The sequence below is a fragment of the Sphingosinicella ginsenosidimutans genome (genome assembly GCF_007995055.1).
In the GTDB taxonomy this organism is placed as follows: domain Bacteria; phylum Pseudomonadota; class Alphaproteobacteria; order Sphingomonadales; family Sphingomonadaceae; genus Allosphingosinicella; species Allosphingosinicella ginsenosidimutans.
In genome coordinates this window covers 1,472,171-1,495,253 of the sequence record NZ_VOQQ01000001.1, presented here as the reverse complement: position 1 = coordinate 1,495,253, position 23,083 = coordinate 1,472,171, and the positions used below count along the sequence as shown (strand labels likewise).

Below are 23,083 nucleotides of genomic sequence, written 5' to 3'. Positions count from 1 at the left end.
AGAGTTTATGCCTTCACTATTTGAGAACGCGATCGCGTCGATCCGGATGGGGGTCGAAGATTTTCGGCAACAGGACCATGATCGCGATATTTCAGCGGTCCGCAATTTCTACGCCGGCGTGTTGCTGCTTGCGAAGGAAGCGCTCATTCGGGCGGCACCGAATGCCGATCCCCAGCATGTCATCGGTGCGAAGCTCAAACCTGTGCCCGACGGCCAGGGCGGCATCGAGATGGCGCAGGTCGGCCATTCGACGATCGATTTTCAGCAGATCGGCGAGCGCGCCAAGGATTTCGGGATCACCTTGGATGGCAGGGCGCTCAAGGCGCTGAACACGATCCGCAACGACATAGAGCATCATTACACGTCGGAATCGGCGACGGCGATCCGCGCCGCAATCAGTAAGGGGTTCCCGGTCGCCGCATCGTTGTTCCGACAATTGGAGGAAGATCCGGTTGCCCTGCTGGGAGAGGCATGGACAACCATGCTGGCGACCAAAGAGCTATACGACCAGGAGCTCGGGGAAGCGCGCGCGACCCTTGAAAAGATCGGGTGGCATTCCCCGTCGATCACGGCGGAACTGATCAAATGCGGAAGTTGTCAGTCCGAGCTGGTCGAGCAGGTCGAGCCCGATAACGAAAGCCAGGACTGTGCGGAGCTCCGCTGTAAGACCTGCGGACAAGACGTCGAGATGGGTGATGCGATCGAACGGGCGATCGAAAAGGTGCACGGGACAGAAGGCTATATCCGCTTCAAGGAGACATTCGAGGACGGCCCCATCTACAATTGCCCCGCCTGCGGCCGGGCGACTCTGGTTGAGGGCGAGGACGGGTGCGCGATTTGCAGCGAACCTCTGGACTATACCACTGAGTGCGTTCGCTGCGGGGAAGGCATCGGCATCCAGGATTATCTCGACGGACTCGACGAGGGGCTTTGCTCCTACTGCGCGCATATGCAGGAAAAAATGATGCGGGAGGATTGAGGGGCTGCTCGGCCCTTCCTCTGCGCTGATCCAAACGCTTTGAAATATAGAAATTCCGCGCGAGCCGGCTCTTGGCCCGGCTAGCACGGCGCCTTGACAATAGGTGACGGGCGCCTCCGTGGTTCTCTCGCCCTATAAAGAAAGGCCGGACCGCATGTGCGGTCCCGGCCGTGCTGCTATTCCGCAGCGACCGCGAAGCGGCACCTTCGGAAGCGGGTTGCGTATCAAACGTGCCACGATAGTCTGGCTAGGCGCTACGAGGGTGGCGCCGGGGCGTGAGAACCCCGCTTGAGAGAACGAGATCCGTCCCCTTCGGCCGGGTGGCCGACGCGCATGTCCAAGCCGCTTGCGGCCAAAGGCATCGGCGCATGTCTCAAGCATGTTCTCAACACCCGGCTTTCGCCCGCGTGCGCTCACAACTGTGGGTCAGGCGGGCATGGTCGAGAACCTTAGCGCCAATGCATCGAGTTCAAGGAACGCGCCCGCGTGCAGCCGGCGGCCCAAGTGCTTGCGGCCGATGGCATGTTGAGGGCAGCCGCACTCCCGCGCCTTGGCGAGGACGATCCGCTCCCGCCAGAGGACCGCGTCCCACGACCGGCGTTCGCGCTTGACGACCTCTATCGCATCCATGGCCCACGGCTGCTCCGCTTCTTCTCGCGGCGCACGGACCGGCAGGACGCCGACGACCTCCTGCACGAGAGCTTCGTCCGGTTTGCCAATTCGCCAGCCTGTCGAGACCGCGCAATCGAATGCCCGGAGGCCTACCTCAACCAGATTGCGACAAACCTCCTGCGGGATCGCGCGAAGTCTGCCCTGCAAAGGTCGCTTGCCAGCCACGTTCCCGCCGACGAGGTTCCGCTGGCGGGCACGGACCTGGTCGCCGCGCTGGAGGCACGCGACAAGCTCAACCGGCTCCAGAACGCGCTGATGCGGCTGAAGCCGAAGACCCGCGAGATATTCCTCGCCCACCGCCTAGACGGATTGAGCTACAAGCAGATCGCGGAGCGATCCGGCTTGAGCGTAAAAGGCGTCGAGTGGCACATGACGAAGGCAATTGATCATCTCGATCGAGTCCTGAGACGCTGATGGAGCAGCGAAGGATGGGCCCCGGCGCGCCCGAGGCGGTGCGCGAGGAGGCGATTGCCTGGCTCGCCCGCCTGCGAGCAGGGCCGGCCGACCGGGACATCGCGGACTTCGAGACCTGGTACGCCGCCGATCCGCAGCACGCCGATACCTATGACGCGTTGCTCGACAGCTGGGACGACACCGCGCTCGTATCGCGAACGCCCTTCGCACGGCAGCCGCGACTCGCCGCCGGCCCGTCATGGTGGAAGGCCGCCGCCGCTGTGGCCGCGGTATTGCTACTGTTCGTTGCCGGTGGCCTCGTTCTCACCGGCACCGGCCGGCACAACGTGGCATCCCAAACCATGCTGGCGAGCAGGGTCGGCGAGATCCGCACCTTCACCCTCGAGGACGGTTCGCGCGTCACGCTCGATACGAACAGCGTGGTGCAGGTGCGCTTCGACGGCGAGCAGCGTCGCCTTCAGCTCGAGCGGGGTCGTGCGCGTTTCGAGGTCGCGCATGATACGCGGCGGCCTTTCGTCGTCGCTGCCGGATCGGGCGAAGTGGTGGCCCACGGAACCGTTTTCGATGTCGACCTGCGGGAATCGAGGACCCTGGTGGTGTTGCTGCAGGGCTCGGTCGAGGTTCGCCGGCCCGCCGCCGTCGGCATGCCCGCAACTTCGACAATGCTGAGACCGGGCCAGCAACTCGCTCTGATCGGAAGCCAGGCCCCGGCCGCGCCGGTCGCGATCAAGGTCCCGGAAACGCGCTGGCCCTCAGGCATGCTGTCCTTCGAGGACGCGCCGCTCGCCGATGTGGTGGCCTCGGCGAACCGCTACAGCCAAACCCAGATCGTCCTTCGCGATCCTATGGGCGGTGAGCGTCGCTTCACCGGCACGTTCAAGGCAGGCGAACCGGCGCAGCTCGCCGAAATGATCGGGTCGATGTTCGATCTGAGCATCGAGCGCGACGAAGCCGACAACCTGGTTCTCGAGCCCGGCAAATAATTTCCCAGGGTAGCGGGGCGCAGTCGCGTCGAAGTCCCCCAAGCAACGCCACGCAGGCGTGCGCAAAGGGGGAAGACACGAATGTCGATTGTTCCGAAGGTCGCGCTTGCTCTGTCCATTTCCGTCGCGGGCCTGTCCGCGCCCCTGGCTCCCGCAGCCGCCGCCCAGGAGCAACGGCAGAGCTACGATTTACCCGCCCAACCGCTTGCCCGGTCGCTCCGCGAAGTTTCGATGCGGTCGGGGCGCAATATCGCCGCTCCCGCGGAACTGCTTCGGGGCAGGACGGCACCGGCAATCCGAGGGGACTATACGCTCGGCGAAGTCGTCGAAGCGCTGCTCGCAGGTTCGGGGCTGACCGGGTGCCGGGTAGGCGACGGACTGCTGATCGAGCGCGTCCGGTCCAGCGACAGCGATCCAGGGGATCAAGGGGCACCCTCGGGCGAGATCGTCGTCACCGGAACCCGCATCCGCGGGTCCGGCCCGGTGGGCTCGACCGTGAATGTCGTCGATCGGCAGGCGATTGAGCGCAGCGGCTATGCCACGACGCAGGACATCGCCCAGACCATCCCGCAGAATTTCGGGGGTTCTCCCAACGAGGGCAACGGCGCCGGGTCGTTCAATTCGGACTCAGGGTTCAACACCGCGGCCGGTTCGAGCATCAACCTACGCGGGCTCGGCACTGGATCGACGCTGGTCCTGCTGAACGGCGATCGGCCGCCGCTCGGCGGCTTCTCCGGCGTGTTCAGCGATGTCTCTATGATTCCGGCGTCCGCGATCGAACGGATCGAGATCGTCGCCGATGGGGCTTCCGCGATCTACGGATCGGACGCGGTTGCAGGCGTCGTCAACATCATCCCGCGGCTCAACTTCACCGGGGCCGAAACCAAGTTCCGGATCGGCACCGCCGACGGCGATTCCCAAGACATCGTCGCGAGCCAGCTCATCGGCACCCACTGGTCGGGCGGGCAGGCGATGATCGCCTACGAATATTACCATCGGACGCGCCTGGCCGCGGCGGACCGGGCCTATGCCACCGACGATCTGCGAAACTATGGCGGCACCGACAATCGCACCCGCTACGCGAACCCAGGAACCATCATCGCCGCGAACGGCCGTACCTTCGCGATCCCGCGGGGACAGGATGGTCGCAGTCTGAAGCCGGGCGATCTGGTGGCGAACACGTTCAACCTCGGCAACGACTGGACCGATGCCGACCTGCTCCCGGACCAGCGCCGGCACTCGGTCTTCGCCGCCGCCACCCAGGAGTTCGCGCCGAACGTCCGGCTCTATGCCCGTGGCCTCTATTCGTCGCGCAGCTTCACCCAGCGCGAGCGGCCGATCAGCAATGCCGCCCGCACCGTGCCGGTGACCAATCCCTTCTATGTCGACCCCATCGGCACCCGGCAGCCGGTGCGTGTCCAGTACAGCTTCGTGCGCGATCTCGGTCCGGAGACGACCAGCGGCCGGGTCGAAGCCTATGGCGGCAGCCTCGGACTCGATGCCGACCTCGGCCGCTGGAACATCGACCTGCACGGCACCTGGGGGCGCCAGACCGAGCGCACCACAATCTCCAACCGGGTGAACACCGCCCGGCTCAATGCCGCACTGGCCGACACCGATCCCGCGACCGCCTACAACCTGTTCGGCGACGGCCCCTCCACCAATCCCGCGACGATCGCCGAGGTCCGCGGTTCCACCCGCTCGGGCAACAGCGGCACGGTGTGGTCGGCGGCGCTGCGGGCGGATGGGCCGCTCGCCACGCTTCCGGGCGGAGACATCCGGCTGGCGGTCGGTGGCGAATATCGCGAGGAACGATACAACGATAGCACGACGATCAGCGACGTCAGCACGCTGACGCCCGTGACGCTCGCGCCGATCGCCTTGCCCGGGCCGCGCCGGGTCCGCGCGCTCTACGGCGAAGTGCACGTACCGGTGTTTGGCGAGGATTTCACGCTGCCGGGGTTTCGGCGGCTCGACCTCTCGGCGGCGGTGCGGACCGAGCGCTACAGCGACTTCGGGACCACCACCAATCCGAAAATCGGCATCGCCTGGGAACCCTTCCCGGGCCTGACCGTGCGCGGCACCTGGGGCAAGTCGTTCCGCGCCCCCAACTTCAACAACCTGAGGCAGGACCCGGCCAATTCGCTGTTTTTCACCTATACCTTGCCCGATCCGGCTTCTCCGACCGGCCAGACCAACGTGCTGGTGCTGCGCGGCAACGATCCGGACCTGCGTCCCGAGCGGGCAACGAGCTGGACCCTCGGCGCGGACGTGCGGCCGCCGTCGATCCCCAACCTCCAGCTCAGCCTGACCTACTACAACATCCACTATCGCGACCGCATCGCCTCGCCGGCGGCGAACCTGCTCAACTTCCTGGTCAACCGCGCGACCTATGCCGGCATCATCGATGCCAATCCCTCGCTCGCGACGATCCAGAGCTACTTCGCCTCTCCGGTCTTCCAGAACCCCTTCAACCTGACGCCCAGCCAGATTTCGCTGCTGATCGACGCCCGGCTGCAGAATCTCTCGACCGTGAAGCAAAGCGGGCTGGATCTCGATCTCGGCTACGGTTTCGACCTGCTCGGCGGGAAGGCCGATGTCGGCCTGACCGGCGCCTACATCTTCCATATCGACCAGGCGCTCACCGCCACCGCGCCTTCGACCGATGTGGTCGACCGGCTCGGCAACCCCGTCGACCTGCGCCTGCGCGGCCGCGCCGGCTGGTCCGACGACCGCCTCAACATTTTCGTGTTCGGCAACTATCTCGACGGCTACACCAACCTCACCAACGCCACGCCGCAGAAGGTCCATTCGTGGACGACGTTCGATCTGCAGATCGGCTATCGCTTCGGCAAAGCCGGAACCGACCATGATCTCAGCATTGCACTGAGCGCCACCAACCTGTTCGACCGCGATCCGCCCAAGGCGGCCTATTTCCTCGGCCCCTTCTCGGTCGGGTTCGATCCGGACAACGCCAGCCCGCTTGGCCGGGTCGTCTCGCTCACCGTCACCAAGAAATGGTGAGGGTCGCACTGCGCTTCGGCCTTGCGGCGGCATGGCTGATGGTTCCATCGGCCGCCATGGCCGAGGACTGCCGCGCGCGGCTGGTGTCGGCGGAGCCTGCGGTGGCGCGCGATGTCACCCCGCGCGATCTTGTCGAACTGCGCGATTTCGGGCGATCCGATACCGCACTCTCGGGGCCGTCGCCGTTCAGCCTGTCCCCCGACGGCACCGAGCTCGCGATCGCTCTGCGCCGGGCCGATCCCGATACCGATCGCTATTGCATCGGGATCGTCGTCGTGCCGCTCGACCGCGCCAGGGCGCCGCGGCTGATCGACGTCGGCGGCGAATTCATCCTCGCGCGCGGCGACAGCCACGGCGTTCCCGACCTGCCGGTGGGCACCGAGCAGCCGGTGACGCCGCTATGGTCGCCCGACGGTCGCTGGCTCGTCTATCTCAGGCGCGACCGGGGCGTGACCCAAGCCTGGCGCGCGCGGCGCGACGGAAGCTACGCGGGACCGGTGACGCATGACGCCGAGGACGTGCGCGCCGTCCGCTGGTCCGAGGATGGCAAGGCGCTGGTCGTCACCACCCGGCCGATGGCTGCCGCGAACGCCGCGATCGAGCGCGAAGGGCGCCGCGGCTTCCTCTACGACCGGCGGTTCTGGACGCTGTCGGAGGCTCGCCCGCGTCCGCGGCTGCCGCTGCCGACCGTTGAGCGGCTCGTCGACCCGGACACCGGCCGCACGATCGAAGGGGGCGATGCGGCCGACCGGCGGGACAACGGAAAGCCCGCCGGTGCCCGGCTCTACGCCCGGTCGGCCGACGGTGCGCGCGCATGGACGTCGCCGACCGACCCGGGCCTGGTACAGGGGCCGACCAAGCTCCAAGTCGAAGCCAGCGGCCGGACCCGCACCTGCACGATGGAGGCCTGCGCGGACGCGGTCGGGGCGCTGTGGTGGCGCGATCCCGGCGAGCTGCTCTTCATGCAGGGCGGCACGCCCGAAAATGGCGGCACGACCACGCTCTATCGCTGGCGCATCGATGCCGAGCCTGCGCCGGTGGCGCTCCTCGCTACGACCGATGCGCTGATCGGCTGCCAGCTCCTCGGGCGCAGGCTGGTCTGCGCGCGCGAGACGCCGACCCGCCCGCGGGTGATCGTCAGCCTCGACCCGGACACGGGCCGCTCGACCACGATCTATGACCCGAATCCCGAGTTCGCGCGACTGCGCACCGGCACCGTCCAGCGGCTTCGCTGGACCGACCCCGACGGAGTTGCCGGCTACGGCGACCTGGTACTTCCCCCCTCCCACCGGCCGGGCGACAGGCATCCGCTGGTGATCGTCCAATACCAGAGCCGCGGCTTCCTGCGCGGCGGGACCGGCGACGAATATCCGATCCATGCCCTGGCCAGCCGCGGCTTCGCGGTGCTGAGCTTCAACCGCGTTCGGCCCTATGCCAGCGATTCCGGCGCGCGCGACCTCGCCAGCTTCATCCGGATCGGCATGACCGGCTTCGCCGAGCGCCGGCGCATGCTGTCGGCGATCGAGACCGGCATCGACCGGAGCATCGCGCTCGGCGTGGTCGATCCCGCCCGGATCGGCATCTCGGGCCTCAGCGACGGTGCGGCCAGCGTCCAGTTCGCACTCATCAATTCGACCCGGTTCCGCGCAGCGGCGATGAGCTCGTGCTGTGACGATCCGAGCAGCGTGCACTTCGCCGCCGGCCTCGGCTATCTCAACGACACCGCCGCCTGGGGCTATCCCGGCCCCGGCGCCGACGATCAGGGCTTCTGGCGGCGCTATTCGCTGGCCGCCAACGCCGACAGGATCGACGTTCCGATCCTGCTCCAGCTTCCCGACGACGAATACCGCTTCGCCATCGAGACCTATGTCACGCTCGACCGGAATCGGGTACCCATCGAGATGCACGTCTTTCCCGACGAGTATCATGTGAAATGGCACCCGGCGCACCGCCTCGCGATCTACGATCGGGCGATCGACTGGTTCGACTTCTGGCTCAACGGACGCGAGGATCCAGCGCCGGCGAAGCGCGAGCAATATAGCCGCTGGCGTGCCCTCGCAGCCCGGTCGCGGGCTACTCCGACCAGCTCCGCAGCCACGCCTCCGCATCGACCAGCGCCAGCAGGCGCATCACCAACTCGCCCGGCGGCGCCGGGTTCCTGATTGCCGCCTCGACCGCCGCCCGATCAACGATGCCTTCCGCCGCGAGCATGCCTTCGAGCAGCATCTCGCCGACGCACGCGCGGTTGCGCTCGAACAGGCGTGCGCAGAAGCCATCGAACGCGCCTTTCGAGCGGCGTTCGATCACGGCATCTGGGAGCCGGCCGGCAAAGGCGCGCCGCGCGAGCGAGCGGTTCCGGCCACCTTCGCACCAGCGCCAGCTCGGCACGGCAAGGCAGAACTCGACGATGGGCTGCGACAGGAGTGGGAACAGAACCGGCGCGAACGCAGCCCGGCCGTGGCCCTCAAGGTGGTTGGGCAGCGTGGCAATGGCGCGCACGTGCGCGGCCTTTCCGGGCAGCCGGCCGCGGCGACTGCCCACCCTAGGCGGGATTGCCGCCCTGTCGATCGCGCCGGCGGCGAGCAGCCGCGTGTCGGCTTTAGGGGCTGGCGACGGCTGTCGCACGGCAAGCCGGCGCACGAACCGGCCCGCGGCCTCCCAGAAGGTGGCGTGGCTGATGCGCGCGATTTCGTCGAGCGTCCGGACGACTCCCCGCCCGGGCCCTTCCGAGACCAGGCGATCGATGGCCGGCATGACGGACTGCCGGTAGCCGAACAGGTCGTCACCGCCGCCGCCGCTGGTGAATACGTCCGCGCCGACCGCCTCCGCGTGTCCGCGGCTGAGCGCGTCGGCCGCCTGCGTGAAAGCACGGGCATTCGGGCGTGGAAGGTCGCGAGCGTGGGACCGGGTGAAGTCCACCTCCTCGATCTCGGGGCGAGTGACCTCCAGCGTGAGTCCGAGATGGTCGGCGATTGCCTGGGCATAGCCGAGCTCGGCCGGATCGCCCGGCCCTGCCGCGAAGGTGACCAAGCGCGGATCCTCCGCCTCGCGCACGAACGCCGCAGCGACGACGGCGGAGTCGAGCCCTCCCGAGATCTCGATCAGCGGGCGCCGGTAGACCCGGCTCCATGCCCCGGCGCAGCGGTCGATCGTGTCGGCAAGCGCCTCCGGAGAAAGGTCCTGGCCTCGCGCCGGGCCCACAAAATCCCACGGGTCCCATGCTGGGGGACGGGCCACGGCATCGGGCCCGAGCTGCGCCGTGGTGCCGGGCAGCACTTCCTCGATCCCGGCGAGCGCGGTTCGCTCGCTCCGCCAATCACGGCTGACCAGCGAAGCGATCACGACCGGCCAGTCGACCGCGAAGCCGAGGACGCCCTGTCCCAGCAGGAGCCGCGGTGCATCCGTGACCAGCCACGCCGGTCCCGCCTTCGCGACGTAGCACGGCGCCATGGCCGAGGGGTCGCGCAGGACCTCCATGCCGTCGCCGCACGGCCGGATCGCGACATAGGCACCCCAATGGCGGCGGACGAACGCCGCGCCGTCCTCGTCCGGTGGCCAGCTCAGGGCCTCGCCGATCGCGCCCGAGCTTTTGAAGGCATGGCCGACGAGGATGCCGCGTCCACCCTCAAGTGGCCTGCATGGGACTGGCCCCGACGTGAGCACGACCAGGCCGCCGGCTTCGGAGCCGCGGCGCAGCCGGCCGCTTCGCGTCAGCTTGGCGGCGAGCGCATCGACCACAGGCCGGTCGCCGCCCGGCGCGGCAAGGACGCACCAGCCGGTCATCCGCTGAAATGCAGGATCGGGGCATAGCGCCCGATCGTGTCGGGCTCGTCGCCGAGCAGCTCCTGGCGCGTCTGGACCCAGCAGTGCGCGCCGAACGGATAGGCGGTGACGCCGAACACCAGCTGCACGCCCTCCAGCTCGTCTCCCAGCCAGTCGACCAGCGCCAGGGAATCGAGCAGGCAAACGCGCGGCACCGGGGCAAGATGCCGCACGGCCTGGTAAATGGCGGCCCTGGACAAGATCGCCTGCCGGTCGCGCACCGGGTGGCATGGGCGTCGGTACTGGAGCGCGCGGCCGCGATGCTCGAGGTTCGACCGGAGCGGCTGCTTGCCGAGGAGGCGCTTGGCGCGGATCACGGTGCGCGCGACGGCGACCGCATCGCGCCAGTCCGTGCTCACCTGCGGCAGCCGCGTGCCGGGCACCTCGCACGGGATCGCGAGGGAGACGCGGCGCGGCGCCAGGCGCCTGCCGCGGTCGAGGTCCAGACGGCCCTCCAGGGCCGAGCAGCATTCGGGCGGCATTGGCGCATGCGGATCGTCGAGCCAGTCGATGAACATTGCGTTCTGCGCCCGCGGGAGCATCGCATAGCGGTCGCGCGCCACGTCGAGGAAGACCGCCCTTCCTGCCGAGATCGCGACGGTCAGATCGTCGCCGAGGCGCCAGTATATGGCCATGGTGGAACGAGGTGCCGGCGCCCCTCTGGACGCCGGCACCGCGCGCGTCAGTCGTCGGACAGGCCGGTCTGCGGGATCTCGCGGACGAAATCGGGCAGCTGGCCGTCGGCGCCGAGCGTCGTCTCGCTGGCGACGCCGAGGTCGATCACATCATCTTCGCGGGTCATGATCACTTTCCTTGTGCTGCGGAGGTGCGGCACGACGCCGGCGCTGTCGGGCGCCGGCGCCTGTCATGATCACTCGTCGGACAGACCCGTCTCCGGAATCTCGCGGACGAGATCCGGCATCTTGCCTTCGCCACCGAGGGTTTCCTCGCTGGCGACGCCGAGATCGATCAGTTCGTCTTCGCGGTTCATGGTGCCACTCTCCTGTTCGCTGCGGACCTGCAGCACAGCGCAGGATAGGAGGGGGCCCGGGCGATCCGAATTGAATACCGATTTGATTCCTCGATTATTCGGCCGGCCGCGCATCTTCCATTCGGTAGAGCTGGCGCAGGATCGCCGCCGCCGATCGGATGCGACGCCGGTGATAGGCCGCGAGCATCGGCCGCAGCCGCGCGAGGTCGCGGCGCCCGGCCGCCTCGGCTATCGAGTCGAGTTCCGCTTCGATGTCCGCAAGGACGCCGGCCTCGGCGACGCGAACGGCATGGAGCCGGTCGTTCAGCAGCGCGATCGCGCGCGCGTGCTCGAAGTTGGGCGACCAGCGGGCGATGGCGAGGAACAGCGAGCCGGCGCGCGCGGCCTGGTTGCCGGCATCGATGGCGAGCTCCGCCTCGGCAGGCCTCCGGCCGGCGCTGCGGAGCACGACCCCCAGCAGCTCGGCATTCCAGCCGTAGCGGTCCTTCAGCGCCGGCTCGTCGACGAGCGGCAGGTGGAAGCCTTCACCCGTCCCGGTCTCCACCAATCCCTCGCCGACCAGGATGTTGAGGCCTGCCCTCACCGGCGTCACGCTGCTGTTGAGGCTTTCGGCCAGGGCGGTGGGGTCAAGCCGAGCGCCCGGCCGGAACGTACCGCGCAATATATGGGCCTTGAGTGCCTCGTAGATGCGCTCGGCGGTGGGCCCGGCGGCGTTCATGTCGCCTGGCTCGCAAGGTAGGCATCGACCATCGCCGCCTGGTCAGGCCGCAGCGCGTCGATCGCTGCCAGGGGCTGGTCCACGCGCTCTCCGAGCAGTACCGACGGGCACTGTCCCTCATAGTTGCCGAGGTTGGGGCGATGCTGGCGGTAGCCGACCAGCGCTGCGAGTTCCGGCGGAAAGCTGCGCGCGACCTCGGGCGGATAGGCGAGCCATTGGTTCTCGTAGGGCTTGAGCCAGCCCAGCGAATAGCCGACGACGATGCCCCGGCGCACCTCCTCCGTGCGGTTCGCGCCCGCGCCGTGCAGGGTCGAGCCGAGAAACATGAGGGCGTCTCCGGGCGCCATCTCGGCCGCGACCGGCGCGGTCCGAGGCTCCGGGATGAGCGCGTTCGCGCCATGGCTGTCCGGCCACACCATCGTCGCCCCGTTGGCGGCGGTGAAGCGGGTGAGCGGCCAGATCACGTTGACCAGATACTCGGCCTCGCCGGCGGGTGCCCGCCACATGTCCTGGTCGCGGTGCGGCATCTGCGCGGGGGCGCCGGGATGGACGGCGATCGCCTGGGCGACGTTGAGCTGGATCCTGTCGCACCAGCGCGAGAGCAGCGTCTCGACGGTGGCGAGGATTGCCGCGTGCCGGACCAACGCGGCGGCGTGCTGCGAGCGGATCAGGAGCCGTCCGAACCGCTTGGTCGTTGTGCCGTAGAAGGCGCCCTCGCAGAACGGCGTTCGCGCGAAATCCTCGGCCAGGTCCTGGTCCAAGGCGGCGATCGTCGCGGGCGGCAGTGCGCCGCGGATGATGCAATAGCCGCGTTCCTCGAGCCCGGCCGCGTGGTCCTCGACGAGAGGCGTCATCGTCTCGATCATCGCGCCTCTCCTTTCAGGCGGCCACGCGCGCGGCGGCGGCGTGGATGTCGATCGACGGCACGATGCCGGCCGCGGCGAGCTTTGCCGGCGTATCGGTGTCGATCTCGATGCTGAGTGCGACGAGCATCGTCGCGTCGATCACCTGCGGCAGGCCGAGCGGCCGGCAGCGCCAGCCGAAGGCGAGGATCTGCTGGAACCATGGCATCTCCGCGATCGCGGTATAGGCGGTGATTCCATGGGCGAGCGCGTGCTCGGCGAGCGCCGTCACCAGCGTGTCTCGCGCGGCCCGACGCTCGCGCGCCGAAAGGCCGCGATCGAGACAGAAGCGGGTGATCTCGAAGACGTCGGGCGCCTGCGGCGGCGCCTCCTCGCACAGCTCGCCATAGAAGCTGTCGAGGATGTGCGGGCGCGTGGTCGGCAGCAGCCGCGCCGAGGCGAGATGGCCTTCTTCCCGATCGGCAAGCACCAGATAGGTCGCATGGGTGTCGTCGAACTGGTCGACTTCATAGGTGCCGTCGATCACCGGCACGTCCCATTTGAGCAGGTCGACGAACACGGACTTGCGCGCGGCGAACATCGCGCGGAGCACGCCGTCCGAGATCGGGCGCGCGGCCGTTTGCATGACGTGAAGCATGTCTGGGCTCCCTTGGCTTTCGGTCGGCCAAGGGTCTGCCGGGACGACGACGCCCGCTATTCCCGGAAAGGGTAATATCAGCGGCGGAAGATATCGGTGAAAGTGAGCGTTCCGTCGAACAGCGCCCGGATCGCCAGCAATGTTCGCTTGCTTACCCCGTATCGTGCGCAGGCCATCTTGATATGGCGCGCGACCGTCTCTTCGGTCACGCTCAGGATGCGGCTGATCTCCCAGTCGGTCTTGCCGCGCGCGGCCCACAGCAGGCAGTCGCGCTGCCGGTCGGTGAGCACCGGCGGCGGCGGCTTGGAAAGGTGCCCGCGATCGGACCAGAGCCGGCGCGCGCCCTCGAACGCGAAGGCGCCGGCAAGCTGCGCCATCGGCAGCAGGTCGACGACGATCGGCCGGCCCGCCTCGCTCGCGAACGAGCAGGACCCGCGCGCCTCGCCGGGGACATGGGCCGGAACGGTGAAGCCGTCGCCGATCCCTTCCTCGCGGCCCATCGCCAGCACGCGCCGGTCCTCGGCGGTGAGCGGTATCATTTCAGACATGCGCGACCAGCAGAAGCCGACACTCGTCACGTGGCTCGCGCGGTGCACTGGATCGGATACGCCGAGCGCATTGCGGTCGTAATAGTCGGCCCATCTGTCGGGATAGTTGTGGAGCCGGATCGCCGCGCCCTCGGCGGCGAGCACGTCGACATGATGGGTCAGCGCAAAATACTGGAAGCCGAGTTCGTCGGTCACCGACTGCATCGCAGCGGTCAGGTCGTCGACCGTCCTCACTTCCTCGACGATGCGGATGAACTGCATCGCCACCATATGCATGCCCATCGGGCAGCAACACGGTCCCGGGCGGCGTCTCAAGCCACCGCATATCCCGAGACCGCCCTTTCCCTTGTACTCGGGCTGGAAGACGGGGCCTCACGCCGTCCTCCGGCGACTCTTGCGATTGCAAGCCATTATCATGAAGAGTTCACACGAAGAAGATGTCTTGAACAAGCAAAATGGCGGAGGCGGCGGCAAGTCCCGCGCCGTTGCCGACCGCTGCCCGCAAGTCGCCGGAACGGCACGGCAGAGTTGCCCGCACGAGCATGACGGGGAATACGCAAGACGACGGCCCCGGATGGTGGCGCGACGGCCGGCGCTATTCTGGCCTTCGCGGCATAGATCGGGCCGGGCTCATGTGGGAATGGCTGCGCCGCGACCCCGGCTACATCGCGTGGTATGCGCGGGCGAGCGAGGCGACGCGCGGCCACGCTGCGACGGAGATCGAGCCGGTCCAGTGGGGGCTTCACTTTCGCCGAGCATCCGGACCGCGCAGCACCCGAGGCCCGGATCATCTGGCATGCCGATCTCGACCCCGGCACGCTGCGCGTCATCGCGGTGCCGTCCGATCCGGCGGACCCGGACAGCATACGCACCGACCGTCTCGCGCCCTGGCTGGCGCTCGCGACCGATAGCGACGGCCGCGAGCATGCCGTGCTCTCGGACGGATGGCACCGGATCCGCATCGATGTCGAGGAAGGCAGCATCGCGCGCGAGGAAGCCGTGCTGCTCCACTACCGGCTGCTCGGCGTCGCCTCGGCCGAGCCCAAGATCCTGCCGCTGAGGCGCTTCCTCGAGCTCTGCCGCCGCGGCCGCTTCGCGCGATCGCTGTTCCCGCACGACCCGCGGATCGATCGCTGGCTGACGGTGCTGCGCGTCCACGACGCACTCGCCGCGGGCGCCAGCCAGCGCGAGATCGGCGCCGCGCTGTTCGGCGAGGACCGCATCGTGCTCGACTGGCACGACGACCGCGATTCGCTGCGCTCGCGCGTCCGCCGCCTGGTGCGCGACGCGAGGGCCATGGCCCAGGGCGGCTATCGCCACCTGCTCCACCGGCAGACCTGATCACGCACGCGGCACGAGCTTGACTCTATGATATTACGGATATACTCGTAATGTCATCAACAGAGCAGGAGACCCTCGATGAAGCGCATGCATCTCCACGTCAGCGTGCCCGACCTCGCGCAGTCGATCCACTTCTACGAGGCGCTGTTCGGCGCCGCTCCGGTGGTCGTGAAGGACGACTATGCCAAGTGGATGCTCGACGATCCCAAGGTCAACTTCGCGATCTCCGAGCGGGCGCGGGCGAGCGGCGTCGATCACATCGGCATCCAGGTCGACAGCGCCGATGAGCTCGGCGAACTCGCCGGACGTCTGAAGGCCGCCGGCGCGGAGACCTTCGACCAGGAAGCGACCACCTGCTGCTATGCCAGATCGGACAAGAGCTGGGTCCGCGATCCCGCCGGCGTGCGCTGGGAGACCTTCTTCACCTTCGGCGAGGCGACCAGCTACGGCGAGGACGAAGTCCTGCCCGAACCGACCGCGTCCGCCTGCTGCGGCCCCGCATCGGCGCCCGCCCCCAAACAGGCGTGCTGCTGATGGATGCTGCCGCCGCGGTCTCCGCGCTCTCCGCGCTCGCGCATGCCGGCAGGCTCGAGGTGTTCCGCCTGCTGGTCCGCGCCGGCAAGGACGGCATGGCTGCGGGCGATATCGCCCGCGCCACCGGCCACGTCCCGCAGACGCTCTCGGGCAACCTCAACATCCTCGGGCATGCCGGCCTCGTGTCGCCGCGGCGCGAAGGCCGTTCGATCATCTACACCGCGGACTATGAGCGAATGACCAGCCTGCTCGGATTCCTGATGGAGGATTGCTGCGGCGGCGTGCCGGAAATCTGCGCGCCGATCGCCGAAGTCGCCGCCAAGGCCGCCTGCTGCCAGCCCGGAGCCGTCCAATGAGCCTGATCGACGTCATCATCTATCACAATCCCGACTGCGGCACCTCGCGCAACACGCTGGCGATGATCCGCAACGCCGGCATCGAGCCGCACGTCATCGAGTATCTGAAGACGCCGCCGAGCCGCGCGATGCTGGTTTCGCTGATCGCCCGCATGGGCATCGGCGCCCGCGCGCTGCTGCGCGAGAAGGGCACGCCCTATGCCGAGCTCGGTCTCGCCGATCCTTCGCTCGGCGACGAGCAACTCCTCGACGCGATGCTGGCGCACCCGATCCTGATCAACCGGCCGATCGTCGTCTCGCCGCTCGGCGTCAAGCTCTGCCGCCCGTCGGAAGCCGTGCTCGACCTGCTCCCGGCATCGCAGCTGGGCGCCTTCACCAAGGAGGACGGCGAGCAGGTCATCGACGACGCCGGCAACAGGATCGGCGCATGACCGATATCGCGCTCGGCCAGCCCCGCCCGGCGATCGGCTTTTTCGAACGCTATCTCAGCCTCTGGGTTGCCGCCTGCATCGTCGCCGGCATCGCGCTGGGCTATGCGATTCCCGGCCTGTTCGCGGCGATCGCGGCGGCCGAGGTCGCCCGCGTCAACCTCGTGGTCGCGGCGCTGATCTGGCTGATGATCATTCCGATGCTGCTCAAGATCGACGTTGGCGCGCTGGGCTCGGTGCGCTGGCACTGGAAGGGTGTCGGCGTCACGCTGTTCATCAACTGGGCGGTCAAGCCCTTCTCGATGGCGCTGCTCGGCACGCTGTTCCTCGGATGGCTGTTCCGGCCATTGCTGCCGGCGGACGAGGTCAGCTCCTACATAGCCGGGCTGATCCTGCTCGCCGCCGCGCCGTGCACCGCAATGGTGTTCGTATGGTCCAACCTCTGCGAAGGCGAGCCCAACTATACGCTGAGCCAGGTCGCGCTCAATGACATCATCATGGTGTTCGCCTTCGCGCCGCTCGTCGCCCTGCTGCTCGGCGTCGCCTCGGTGACGGTGCCGTGGGACACGCTGCTCCTGTCGGTCGTGCTCTACATCGTCATTCCGGTGATCGCGGCGCAGCTCATCCGGCGCGCACTTCTGGCCTCGGGCGGACAGGCCGCGCTCGACCGTCTGCTCGCCGCGCTCGGTCCGGTGTCGCTCGTCGCGCTGCTGACCACGCTCGTGCTGCTGTTCGGCTTCCAGGGCGAAGCGATCATCGCCAACCCGCTGGTGATCGCGCTGATCGCGGTGCCGATCCTGATCCAGGTCTATTTCAATGCCGGGCTCGCCTATTGGCTGAGCCGCCGCTTCGGCGTCGCCTGGTGTGTCGCGGCGCCCGCCGCGCTGATCGGCGCGTCCAACTTCTTCGAGCTCGCGGTCGCCGCCGCGATCAGCCTGTTCGGCCTCGGGTCCGGCGCCGCCCTCGCCACCGTGGTCGGCGTCCTGGTCGAGGTGCCGGTGATGCTGTCGGTCGTCGGGCTCGTGAAGCGCACCCGGCCCTGGTACGAACGCCGGGTTCCCGCATGAGGGCGACGCCCGTCTCTCCCGAAGCGGGTGGCGCCCTTGCCCGCGAGCTCGCGGCGGCCGGACTCCCCGTCAACGATCTCGGCCAGCCGGGCCGGCGGTTCTTCCGGTTCGACGACGAGGCGGGACTCGTCGGCTATGGCGGCATCGAAGGCGTCGGCGCCGACAGGCTGCTGCGATCGGTCGTCGTCGTGCCGGCGCGGCGCAATGCCGGGCTCGGCGGCGCGCTCGTGGCCGCGCTCGAACGCGCCGCGGCCAATGACGGCGCGCGCACGCTGTATCTGCTGACCACGACAGCGGAGCCGTTCTTCCGGCGGCTCGGCTACGCGCCGGTCGAGCGCAGCGGCGCCCCGGCCGCCATCGCCGGCTCGGCCGAGTTCCGCACGCTCTGTCCGGCCAGCGCGGCGTTCCTGGTCAAGCCGATCGCCGCCTGATCCTTCGGCGGCCGCCCCGTCGACATTGGCGATACAAGGGCCGAATTGTCGTTCGTTCCGATCGCCTCGAGAAGGGGCGGCGCCTCGCGCGCGTGCCGCGCGCGACCGCGCTCTACGGCTCGGGCCCAGGCCCTTCGCCGCCGAGCCCCGCCCCGGGCGGGTCTCGGCCTGGCGGTGACGATCGCTGGCGCTTGAAGCGGTCGCCGCGCTGCCGCGCGGCGGCGCTGTCGGTGGCCTCTCCCGGATGCGCGGGAGTGGGCGGCGCTCCCTCCTAGGCGCGGACGCGGCGGCGGCAAGCCGGCCGTGCGGCCGGCTCCTTCATTGCCATTGCGGCCCTTCGGGTGCCGCCGCCGCTCGGGCCCGCGCCTTGCCGGTCGCCTCTCGCCGCCCACCCCCGCTTTCCGGGGAGGCCATGCGGTTTTGGGGCGGGAAAGGAGGCGAGGACAATGCCAGCAACCCCCACCCGTCGCGCCCGGCGCAAGCCGCAGCCCGACGCCGAACGACAGGCCAAGCAGCAGACCAATCCGCAGGCCGAACCCCGCGCCAGCCTCTACGACGAAGTCACCTGCCGGATCATCGCCGAGCTTGAGGCAGGGCGTTTCCCTTGGGTCCAGCCTTGGGGCCGCTCCGAGGCGGCGGGCCTCGCGCCCGGCCTGCCGCGCAACGCGCTCACCGGCCGCAACTATTCGGGGATCAACGTGCTGATCCTGTGGGGCGCGGTCATCGCGCGCGGCTTTCCGAGCCAAGGCTGGCTCACCTTCAAACAGGCGCTGGAGGCAGGCGGCAATGTCCGCAAGGGCGAGCGCGGAACCTGCGTGGTCTATGCCGACCGCTTCACCCCGGAAAGCGAAAAGGAGCGCGCACGCGAGACCGGCGAGGACGCCAAGGCCATTCCCTTCCTCAAGCGCTTTACCGTGTTCAACGTCGCCCAATGCGAGGGATTGCGCCCCGGACTCGCGCCCGAGCCGATGCCGCTTCCCGAACGCGAGATCGTCCCCGTCGCCGAAGAAGTGATCGCGGCGAGCGGCGTCGATTTGCGCATCGGCGGAAGCCGCGCCTTCTACGTGCCGGGCGAGGACTATGTGCAGGTCCCGCCGCAGCCCGCCTTCTTCGAACAGATCAACTATTACCGCACCTGCCTGCACGAGCTGACCCACGCAACCGGCCATCGCTCGCGGCTCGCGCGCAACCAGTCCGGCAGCTTCGGCAGCCGCGACTACGCGCGCGAGGAACTGGTCGCCGAGATGGGCGCGGCCTTCCTCTGCGCGAGCCTCGGCATCGTGCCGACCGTCCGCCACGCCGACTATCTGGCAGGCTGGCTCGACGTACTGCGCGAGGACAATCGCGCGATCTTCCGCGCCGCCGGCCAAGCGAGCAGGGCCGCCGACTGGCTACTCGCCCGGCATCGCGAGGCGCAGGAAGGGAGGCTGGCGGCATGATCCTGCTCACCCCCGATCTGCGCTTGGCGCTGCGCGCCAACGCCATCAGCCGCCGCGCCGCCGCGCAGGGCGGCAGGCCCGAGCCCAACCCGGTTCCGGTGGTCAAGCTGTTCAATCCGCTGGGCGCGGCGACATGGCTCGCGACCGAGCTTGGAGAGGACGACGACACGCTGTTCGGCTTGGCCGACCTCGGCTTCGGATGCCCGGAACTCGGCTGTTTCAGCCTGTCCGAGATCGCCTCGCTGCGCCTGCCCTTCGGGCTCGGCATCGAGCGCGACATCGGCTTTTCGACGACCGCGAGCCTGTCGGTCTGGGCCGACACCGCGCGCCGCGTCGGTTCGATCCTCCAGGCCCAAGCCGTCATCTGGCGCATCGAGTCCGCGCCGGTCTCCGAGATTCCGACCGACCCCGAACGCGGGAAAGGCGGATGACGCGCGGCGCGTTTCGCCGCTTATCCAAAGCCGGTCCGCCGTCCCCGCAAAGAGCGACGGACCGGCACTCACAAGGAGTGCTGACCATGAAACTCGATTTTATCCCGCTCGACAAGCTGGCCGTCAGCAAGGCCAATATGCGCTTCGCCAAGCGCCCGCCCGACGTGTCGGACATCCTCCCCACGATCCGCGCGCGCGGCATCCTCGTGCCGCTGATCGTCCGCCCGCAACCCGGCCTCGAGGACGCCGAGGGGCACGCGCCCGACGCTTTCGAGATCGTCGCCGGAAGCCGCCGCTTCCACGCCGCGCGGATCGTCGCCGACGAGGCGGCGCAGGCCGAGCCGGTGCCCTGCGCGATCCTCGACGCGGGCGACGATGCCGCCGCCATCGAAGCCTCGCTGATCGAGAATCTGGCGCGGCTCGATCCCGACGAGGTCACCCAATGGGAGACCTTCACCCGGCTGGTGAAGGAAGGCCGGACACCGGAGGACATCGCCGCGACCTTCGGGCTTCCCGAGCTGACGGTGAAGCGCGTCCTCGCGCTCGGCAACCTGCTCCCGCGCATCCGTCAGATGTATGCGCGCGAGGAGATCGACCGGACGACCGTCCGGCACCTGACGCTCGCCAGCAAGAGCCAGCAGCGCGCATGGCTGGCGCTCGCCGACGATGCGCAAGCCTATCTGCCGACCGGCCACCAGTTGAAGGCGTGGCTGTTCGGCGGGCAGTCGATCGCGACGCGACATGCGCTGTTCGACGTTGCAGCGAGCGGGCTTGCCGTCATCGCCGACCTGTTCGGCGAGGACAGCTATTTCGCCGATACGGACGCTTTCTGGACGGCGCAGAATGCGGCGGTCGAGACGCGCCGCGCCGAATATCTGGACGCCGGATGGGCCGACGCGGTGATCGTGCCGCCGGATCAGCATTTCCACAGCTGGGAATATGAGAAGGCGGCCAAGCGCAAGGGCGGGCGCGTCTATATCGACGTGCGCGCCAGCGGCGAGGTCGTGTTCCACGAAGGCTATGTCTCGCGCAAGGAAGCCCGTCGCGCGGCGGCTGCGGACGGCGATGCGGCGGCTGAAGCCAAGCCGTCGCGGCCCGAGGTCAGCGGCCCGATGCAGGTCTATATCGACCTTCATCGCCACGCCGCCGCGCGCGCGGCGCTGCTCGCCCATCCCGGCGTCGCGCTCCGGCTGATGGTGGCGCACGCCATCGCGGGCTCTCACCTGTGGAGCGTGCGTGCCGAGCCGCAATCGGCGCGCAGCGACGGGACCCGCGAAAGCGTCGAGACCGTGCATGGCGAGACGGTGTTCGACGAGAGCCGCCGCGCGGTGCTCGGCCTGCTCGGCTTCTCGCCCGACGAGCCGACCGTGGTCGAGGGCAGCGTGGAAGGCGCGGACGGCGACCCGCTCGCGGCGCTGTTCTGGCGGCTGCTCGACTTGCCCGACGCGGCGGTGATGGACGTGATCGCCGTGGTGATGGGCGAAAGCCTCGCGGCGGGAAGCGCGGCGGTCGAGGCGGTGGGCTGCCATATCGGCCTCGACATGGCCGATTGGTGGCAGGCCGATGCCGCCTTCTTCGAACTGGTCCGCGACCGCGAGGTGCTGGCTGCGCTCGTCGCCGATGTCGCGGGCGAAGCCGTCGCCGCCGCCAATGCGCGCGAGAAGGGCAAGACGCTCAAGCGCATCGTCGCCGATCATCTCGACGGCGCCAACGGCCGCGAAAAGCGCGAGCGCTGGGTCCCCAAGTGGATGGCGTTCCCGCCCGCCGCCTATACGGCGCGCGGCGGCGTCGGCACGGTGCGCGCGCATGCACTCGCCGAGGCGGCGCGCGTGTCCGCCACGCCGCCCGAGCCATCCGCAGCGCCTGCTGCAGTCGCCCGGCCGGACCACGATCCGGCACCCGCGCCGGAGGTGGCCGAGCCGGTCCCGCTCGCGGCCTGAGCCCCGAAAGGCGGGGCGGTTCGCCGCCCCGCCTTTTCCCTGCCGACAGCCCCGAAATCCGGCCGCGCGCCTCCGCCGTCCCGGCGTCGGCGCGCGGTGTTTTCCTAGAAGTTGCCCTTGCGCATCTTGCCGAGTTCCTCGTTCACCAGCACCATCGGCAGATCAAAAAAGTCGAACAGCGCATAGAGCGGCGCCAGCAACGGATGGATGATTTCCGGCAGGTTGGGCGCAACGGATGCCGCTTCGACCATCGTCCGCATCGTAATGGCGTCCTGCCGCGCGACATGTCCGTCGAACAGGAGTCGGTCGCCGGTGACGCTGGTCAGCGAGCGGCCTGCCAGCCCGCGATAATGGACGGCAAACGACACCGTCGCCGGCCCGTCGATGAGGTTCGCCGCGAGCTTTTCGGCGTGCAGCAGCACTTCGCCCGCCCGCCAGACCGGCAGGGTGACGTCGAACAGCGTCGCGGGCGGCCGCTGTTCCAATCCATCCTCCTGATACCCGCGCAGCAGGAACGCATAGCCTTCCGGCGAAATCCGCCAGAAGTCCGAATGCGCGGCGTCACGCTGGCCGAACGTGCCCGGCTCGGTGTCCCCGCCGAGCCAGCATTCGACCACCCCGTCGATCGGATAGGGCTCGATGCCGCGACGCGTCGGAAACCAGAAAGGCGGCCAGCCGGTATGACGGGCGACGCTGCGCTGCAGCAGTTCGGGCAACTGGCCGGGTGGAATGGCGCGAACGTCACCGCTCAACTCATAGGCGAAATAGTGGAATCCGTGCGGGCAACGCTCGGGGGCATCGGCGGGCAGATTCGCGACCAGTGCATCCCAGCGCGCGAGACACTGCTCGATCCATTGGTCGAGTTTGGCTGGCGCGGCCGGTAACGCCGCGGCCGGAACCGCGCCGCTGATCAGGTCGCGAATCTGGTCGAGCATCTCGTCGCGGCGGTTGGCGAGACACCGCGCCAACAGTGCATCCCAGTCCTGTCCGCTCGTCGGCACCTCGCTGCGCGGGCCGGGCTTGCGGACATAGATCGCATTGTCCTGGACGATATTCCCGTGCGGACCGGCGCGCTTCGCCCGCACCGGCGAACGATGATCGCCCGGCACCACGACGACCGGAAAGAGCCGGTCATCCCCACGCGCGACGATATGGACTGCGCAATGAAAGGCCGGGTCGGAATAGTTCTGGACGATCCCGTTGATCACATCCTGCGTGTAGCCGTCCAGCGACGCGGGCCGCCCCTCCGCCTCGACGCACCCGCTCTCGGTCTCCGTGAGCCCGAGAAGAATGAAGCCGCCGCCGTGGTTCGCAAGGGCGAGCGCCGCCTTTGCGAAAATAGCCTTGGCATCGTTGTCGTTCCTGAGATCGAGCCAGTTCTTGATCTCGAGATCAAGGCTCTCCCGTGGGTCGATGAGAAGGTCTGCGAGGCGCTCCGGTGATAGCTGTATCGGCATCGAAATCA

General features: G+C 68.6%; 24 protein-coding genes. 15 read left to right on the top strand and 9 right to left on the bottom strand.

The window, feature by feature from the left end; genetic code table 11:
* Positions 1–46: 46 nt before the first annotated feature.
* The 5 genes from FRZ32_RS07415 to FRZ32_RS07395 all read left to right on the top strand — a co-directional run bounded on the left by FRZ32_RS07415 (position 47) and on the right by FRZ32_RS07395 (position 8,234).
* Positions 47–979: a hypothetical protein gene (locus tag FRZ32_RS07415; RefSeq protein WP_243445224.1), complete on the top strand. Its 933-nt coding sequence runs from the start codon at positions 47–49 to the stop codon at positions 977–979.
* 486 nt (positions 980–1,465) lie between these two features.
* Positions 1,466–2,065, top strand: coding sequence for an RNA polymerase sigma factor (locus FRZ32_RS07410; RefSeq protein ID WP_243445223.1), 600 nt, complete (start codon positions 1,466–1,468; stop codon positions 2,063–2,065).
* A 14-nt stretch (positions 2,066–2,079) separates the two neighbouring features.
* Positions 2,080–3,048, top strand: a complete 969-nt coding sequence (locus tag FRZ32_RS07405; protein ID WP_158635864.1) for a FecR family protein — start codon at positions 2,080–2,082, stop codon at positions 3,046–3,048.
* Between the two features lie 81 nt (positions 3,049–3,129).
* On the top strand, positions 3,130–6,072 hold the full coding sequence (locus FRZ32_RS07400; RefSeq protein ID WP_147042908.1) for a TonB-dependent receptor: 2,943 nt from the start codon (positions 3,130–3,132) through the stop codon (positions 6,070–6,072).
* Positions 6,066–8,234 (top strand): Atxe2 family lasso peptide isopeptidase, encoded by a 2,169-nt coding sequence (locus FRZ32_RS07395; RefSeq protein WP_147042907.1) that lies wholly within the window; start codon positions 6,066–6,068, stop codon positions 8,232–8,234. The genes FRZ32_RS07400 and FRZ32_RS07395 overlap by 7 nt, the downstream gene beginning before the upstream one ends.
* Here FRZ32_RS07395 and FRZ32_RS07390 read toward each other — a convergent pair.
* From FRZ32_RS07390 to FRZ32_RS07355, 8 genes are all read right to left on the bottom strand, one after another.
* The gene (locus tag FRZ32_RS07390) at positions 8,146–9,810 is read right to left on the bottom strand and encodes an asparagine synthase-related protein (protein WP_158635863.1); all 1,665 of its coding nucleotides are present in this window, start codon (positions 9,808–9,810) and stop codon (positions 8,146–8,148) included. The genes FRZ32_RS07395 and FRZ32_RS07390 overlap by 89 nt on opposite strands.
* 41 nt (positions 9,811–9,851) lie before the next feature.
* The gene (locus FRZ32_RS07385; protein WP_147042905.1) at positions 9,852–10,529 is read right to left on the bottom strand and encodes a lasso peptide biosynthesis B2 protein; all 678 of its coding nucleotides are present in this window, start codon (positions 10,527–10,529) and stop codon (positions 9,852–9,854) included.
* Between the two features lie 47 nt (positions 10,530–10,576).
* Positions 10,577–10,696 carry a benenodin family lasso peptide gene (locus FRZ32_RS07380; RefSeq protein WP_147042904.1) on the bottom strand — a complete coding sequence of 40 codons (120 nt, stop codon included), beginning with the start codon at positions 10,694–10,696 and terminating at the stop codon, positions 10,577–10,579.
* Between the two features lie 69 nt (positions 10,697–10,765).
* Complete coding sequence (locus FRZ32_RS07375; RefSeq protein ID WP_147042903.1) at positions 10,766–10,885, bottom strand: benenodin family lasso peptide; 120 nt, start codon at positions 10,883–10,885, stop codon at positions 10,766–10,768.
* 94 nt (positions 10,886–10,979) lie between these two features.
* On the bottom strand, positions 10,980–11,603 hold the full coding sequence (locus FRZ32_RS07370) for a GntR family transcriptional regulator (protein ID WP_147042902.1): 624 nt from the start codon (positions 11,601–11,603) through the stop codon (positions 10,980–10,982).
* A complete protein-coding gene (locus FRZ32_RS07365) occupies positions 11,600–12,469 on the bottom strand; it encodes a phytanoyl-CoA dioxygenase family protein (protein WP_147042901.1) in 870 nt (289 codons plus the stop codon). The genes FRZ32_RS07370 and FRZ32_RS07365 overlap by 4 nt, the downstream gene beginning before the upstream one ends.
* A gap of 13 nt (positions 12,470–12,482) precedes the next feature.
* Positions 12,483–13,103, bottom strand: a complete 621-nt coding sequence (locus tag FRZ32_RS07360; RefSeq protein ID WP_147042900.1) for an acyl-homoserine-lactone synthase — start codon at positions 13,101–13,103, stop codon at positions 12,483–12,485.
* 77 nt (positions 13,104–13,180) lie between these two features.
* Positions 13,181–13,933: a LuxR family transcriptional regulator gene (locus FRZ32_RS07355; RefSeq protein ID WP_243445222.1), complete on the bottom strand. Its 753-nt coding sequence runs from the start codon at positions 13,931–13,933 to the stop codon at positions 13,181–13,183.
* A 173-nt stretch (positions 13,934–14,106) separates the two neighbouring features.
* Between FRZ32_RS07355 and FRZ32_RS15750 the strand changes: the two genes are divergently transcribed.
* From FRZ32_RS15750 to FRZ32_RS07310, 10 genes are all read left to right on the top strand, one after another.
* The gene (locus tag FRZ32_RS15750) at positions 14,107–14,562 is read left to right on the top strand and encodes a transcriptional regulator domain-containing protein (RefSeq protein WP_424141287.1); all 456 of its coding nucleotides are present in this window, start codon (positions 14,107–14,109) and stop codon (positions 14,560–14,562) included.
* On the top strand, positions 14,486–14,992 hold the full coding sequence (locus tag FRZ32_RS07350) for a DNA -binding domain-containing protein (protein ID WP_424141286.1): 507 nt from the start codon (positions 14,486–14,488) through the stop codon (positions 14,990–14,992). Before FRZ32_RS15750 ends, FRZ32_RS07350 begins: the two co-directional genes overlap by 77 nt.
* 78 nt (positions 14,993–15,070) lie before the next feature.
* A complete protein-coding gene (locus FRZ32_RS07345) occupies positions 15,071–15,526 on the top strand; it encodes an ArsI/CadI family heavy metal resistance metalloenzyme (RefSeq protein WP_147042898.1) in 456 nt (151 codons plus the stop codon).
* Positions 15,526–15,882, top strand: a complete 357-nt coding sequence (locus FRZ32_RS07340; protein ID WP_147042897.1) for an ArsR/SmtB family transcription factor — start codon at positions 15,526–15,528, stop codon at positions 15,880–15,882. The genes FRZ32_RS07345 and FRZ32_RS07340 overlap by 1 nt, the downstream gene beginning before the upstream one ends.
* Positions 15,879–16,313, top strand: coding sequence for an arsenate reductase (glutaredoxin) (gene arsC, locus FRZ32_RS07335; protein WP_147042896.1), 435 nt, complete (start codon positions 15,879–15,881; stop codon positions 16,311–16,313). The genes FRZ32_RS07340 and arsC overlap by 4 nt, the downstream gene beginning before the upstream one ends.
* The gene (arsB, locus tag FRZ32_RS07330) at positions 16,310–17,377 is read left to right on the top strand and encodes an ACR3 family arsenite efflux transporter (protein WP_147042895.1); all 1,068 of its coding nucleotides are present in this window, start codon (positions 16,310–16,312) and stop codon (positions 17,375–17,377) included. The genes arsC and arsB overlap by 4 nt, the downstream gene beginning before the upstream one ends.
* Positions 17,374–17,808, top strand: a complete 435-nt coding sequence (gene arsN2, locus FRZ32_RS07325; RefSeq protein WP_147042894.1) for an arsenic resistance N-acetyltransferase ArsN2 — start codon at positions 17,374–17,376, stop codon at positions 17,806–17,808. The genes arsB and arsN2 overlap by 4 nt, the downstream gene beginning before the upstream one ends.
* A 446-nt stretch (positions 17,809–18,254) precedes the next feature.
* Positions 18,255–19,247 carry an ArdC family protein gene (locus FRZ32_RS07320; RefSeq protein ID WP_147042893.1) on the top strand — a complete coding sequence of 331 codons (993 nt, stop codon included), beginning with the start codon at positions 18,255–18,257 and terminating at the stop codon, positions 19,245–19,247.
* On the top strand, positions 19,244–19,678 hold the full coding sequence (locus tag FRZ32_RS07315; protein WP_147042892.1) for a DUF2958 domain-containing protein: 435 nt from the start codon (positions 19,244–19,246) through the stop codon (positions 19,676–19,678). The genes FRZ32_RS07320 and FRZ32_RS07315 overlap by 4 nt, the downstream gene beginning before the upstream one ends.
* 86 nt (positions 19,679–19,764) lie before the next feature.
* Positions 19,765–21,618 (top strand): ParB/RepB/Spo0J family partition protein, encoded by a 1,854-nt coding sequence (locus tag FRZ32_RS07310; protein ID WP_147042891.1) that lies wholly within the window; start codon positions 19,765–19,767, stop codon positions 21,616–21,618.
* 104 nt (positions 21,619–21,722) lie between these two features.
* Here the strand turns inward: FRZ32_RS07310 and FRZ32_RS07305 are convergent, their stop codons facing one another.
* Positions 21,723–23,075: an AlbA family DNA-binding domain-containing protein gene (locus FRZ32_RS07305; RefSeq protein ID WP_147042890.1), complete on the bottom strand. Its 1,353-nt coding sequence runs from the start codon at positions 23,073–23,075 to the stop codon at positions 21,723–21,725.
* Positions 23,076–23,083 lie beyond the last annotated feature (8 nt).

Coding starts and splice junctions, on each gene's coding strand:
- FRZ32_RS07315 (WP_147042892.1), top strand. CDS start 19,244: ATGATCCTGCTCACCCCCGATCTGCGCTTGGCGCTGCGCGCCAACGCC.
- FRZ32_RS07400 (WP_147042908.1), top strand. CDS start 3,130: ATGTCGATTGTTCCGAAGGTCGCGCTTGCTCTGTCCATTTCCGTCGCG.
- FRZ32_RS07415 (WP_243445224.1), top strand. CDS start 47: ATGGGGGTCGAAGATTTTCGGCAACAGGACCATGATCGCGATATTTCA.
- FRZ32_RS07320 (WP_147042893.1), top strand. CDS start 18,255: ATGCCAGCAACCCCCACCCGTCGCGCCCGGCGCAAGCCGCAGCCCGAC.
- FRZ32_RS07395 (WP_147042907.1), top strand. CDS start 6,066: ATGGTGAGGGTCGCACTGCGCTTCGGCCTTGCGGCGGCATGGCTGATG.
- FRZ32_RS07310 (WP_147042891.1), top strand. CDS start 19,765: ATGAAACTCGATTTTATCCCGCTCGACAAGCTGGCCGTCAGCAAGGCC.
- FRZ32_RS15750 (WP_424141287.1), top strand. CDS start 14,107: ATGGCGGAGGCGGCGGCAAGTCCCGCGCCGTTGCCGACCGCTGCCCGC.
- FRZ32_RS07365 (WP_147042901.1), bottom strand. CDS start 12,469: ATGATCGAGACGATGACGCCTCTCGTCGAGGACCACGCGGCCGGGCTC.
- arsB (WP_147042895.1), top strand. CDS start 16,310: ATGACCGATATCGCGCTCGGCCAGCCCCGCCCGGCGATCGGCTTTTTC.
- FRZ32_RS07345 (WP_147042898.1), top strand. CDS start 15,071: ATGAAGCGCATGCATCTCCACGTCAGCGTGCCCGACCTCGCGCAGTCG.
- FRZ32_RS07360 (WP_147042900.1), bottom strand. CDS start 13,103: ATGCTTCACGTCATGCAAACGGCCGCGCGCCCGATCTCGGACGGCGTG.
- arsN2 (WP_147042894.1), top strand. CDS start 17,374: ATGAGGGCGACGCCCGTCTCTCCCGAAGCGGGTGGCGCCCTTGCCCGC.
- FRZ32_RS07385 (WP_147042905.1), bottom strand. CDS start 10,529: ATGGCCATATACTGGCGCCTCGGCGACGATCTGACCGTCGCGATCTCG.
- FRZ32_RS07305 (WP_147042890.1), bottom strand. CDS start 23,075: ATGCCGATACAGCTATCACCGGAGCGCCTCGCAGACCTTCTCATCGAC.
- FRZ32_RS07355 (WP_243445222.1), bottom strand. CDS start 13,933: ATGGGCATGCATATGGTGGCGATGCAGTTCATCCGCATCGTCGAGGAA.
- FRZ32_RS07380 (WP_147042904.1), bottom strand. CDS start 10,696: ATGACCCGCGAAGATGATGTGATCGACCTCGGCGTCGCCAGCGAGACG.
- FRZ32_RS07340 (WP_147042897.1), top strand. CDS start 15,526: ATGGATGCTGCCGCCGCGGTCTCCGCGCTCTCCGCGCTCGCGCATGCC.
- FRZ32_RS07370 (WP_147042902.1), bottom strand. CDS start 11,603: ATGAACGCCGCCGGGCCCACCGCCGAGCGCATCTACGAGGCACTCAAG.
- FRZ32_RS07405 (WP_158635864.1), top strand. CDS start 2,080: ATGGGCCCCGGCGCGCCCGAGGCGGTGCGCGAGGAGGCGATTGCCTGG.
- arsC (WP_147042896.1), top strand. CDS start 15,879: ATGAGCCTGATCGACGTCATCATCTATCACAATCCCGACTGCGGCACC.
- FRZ32_RS07375 (WP_147042903.1), bottom strand. CDS start 10,885: ATGAACCGCGAAGACGAACTGATCGATCTCGGCGTCGCCAGCGAGGAA.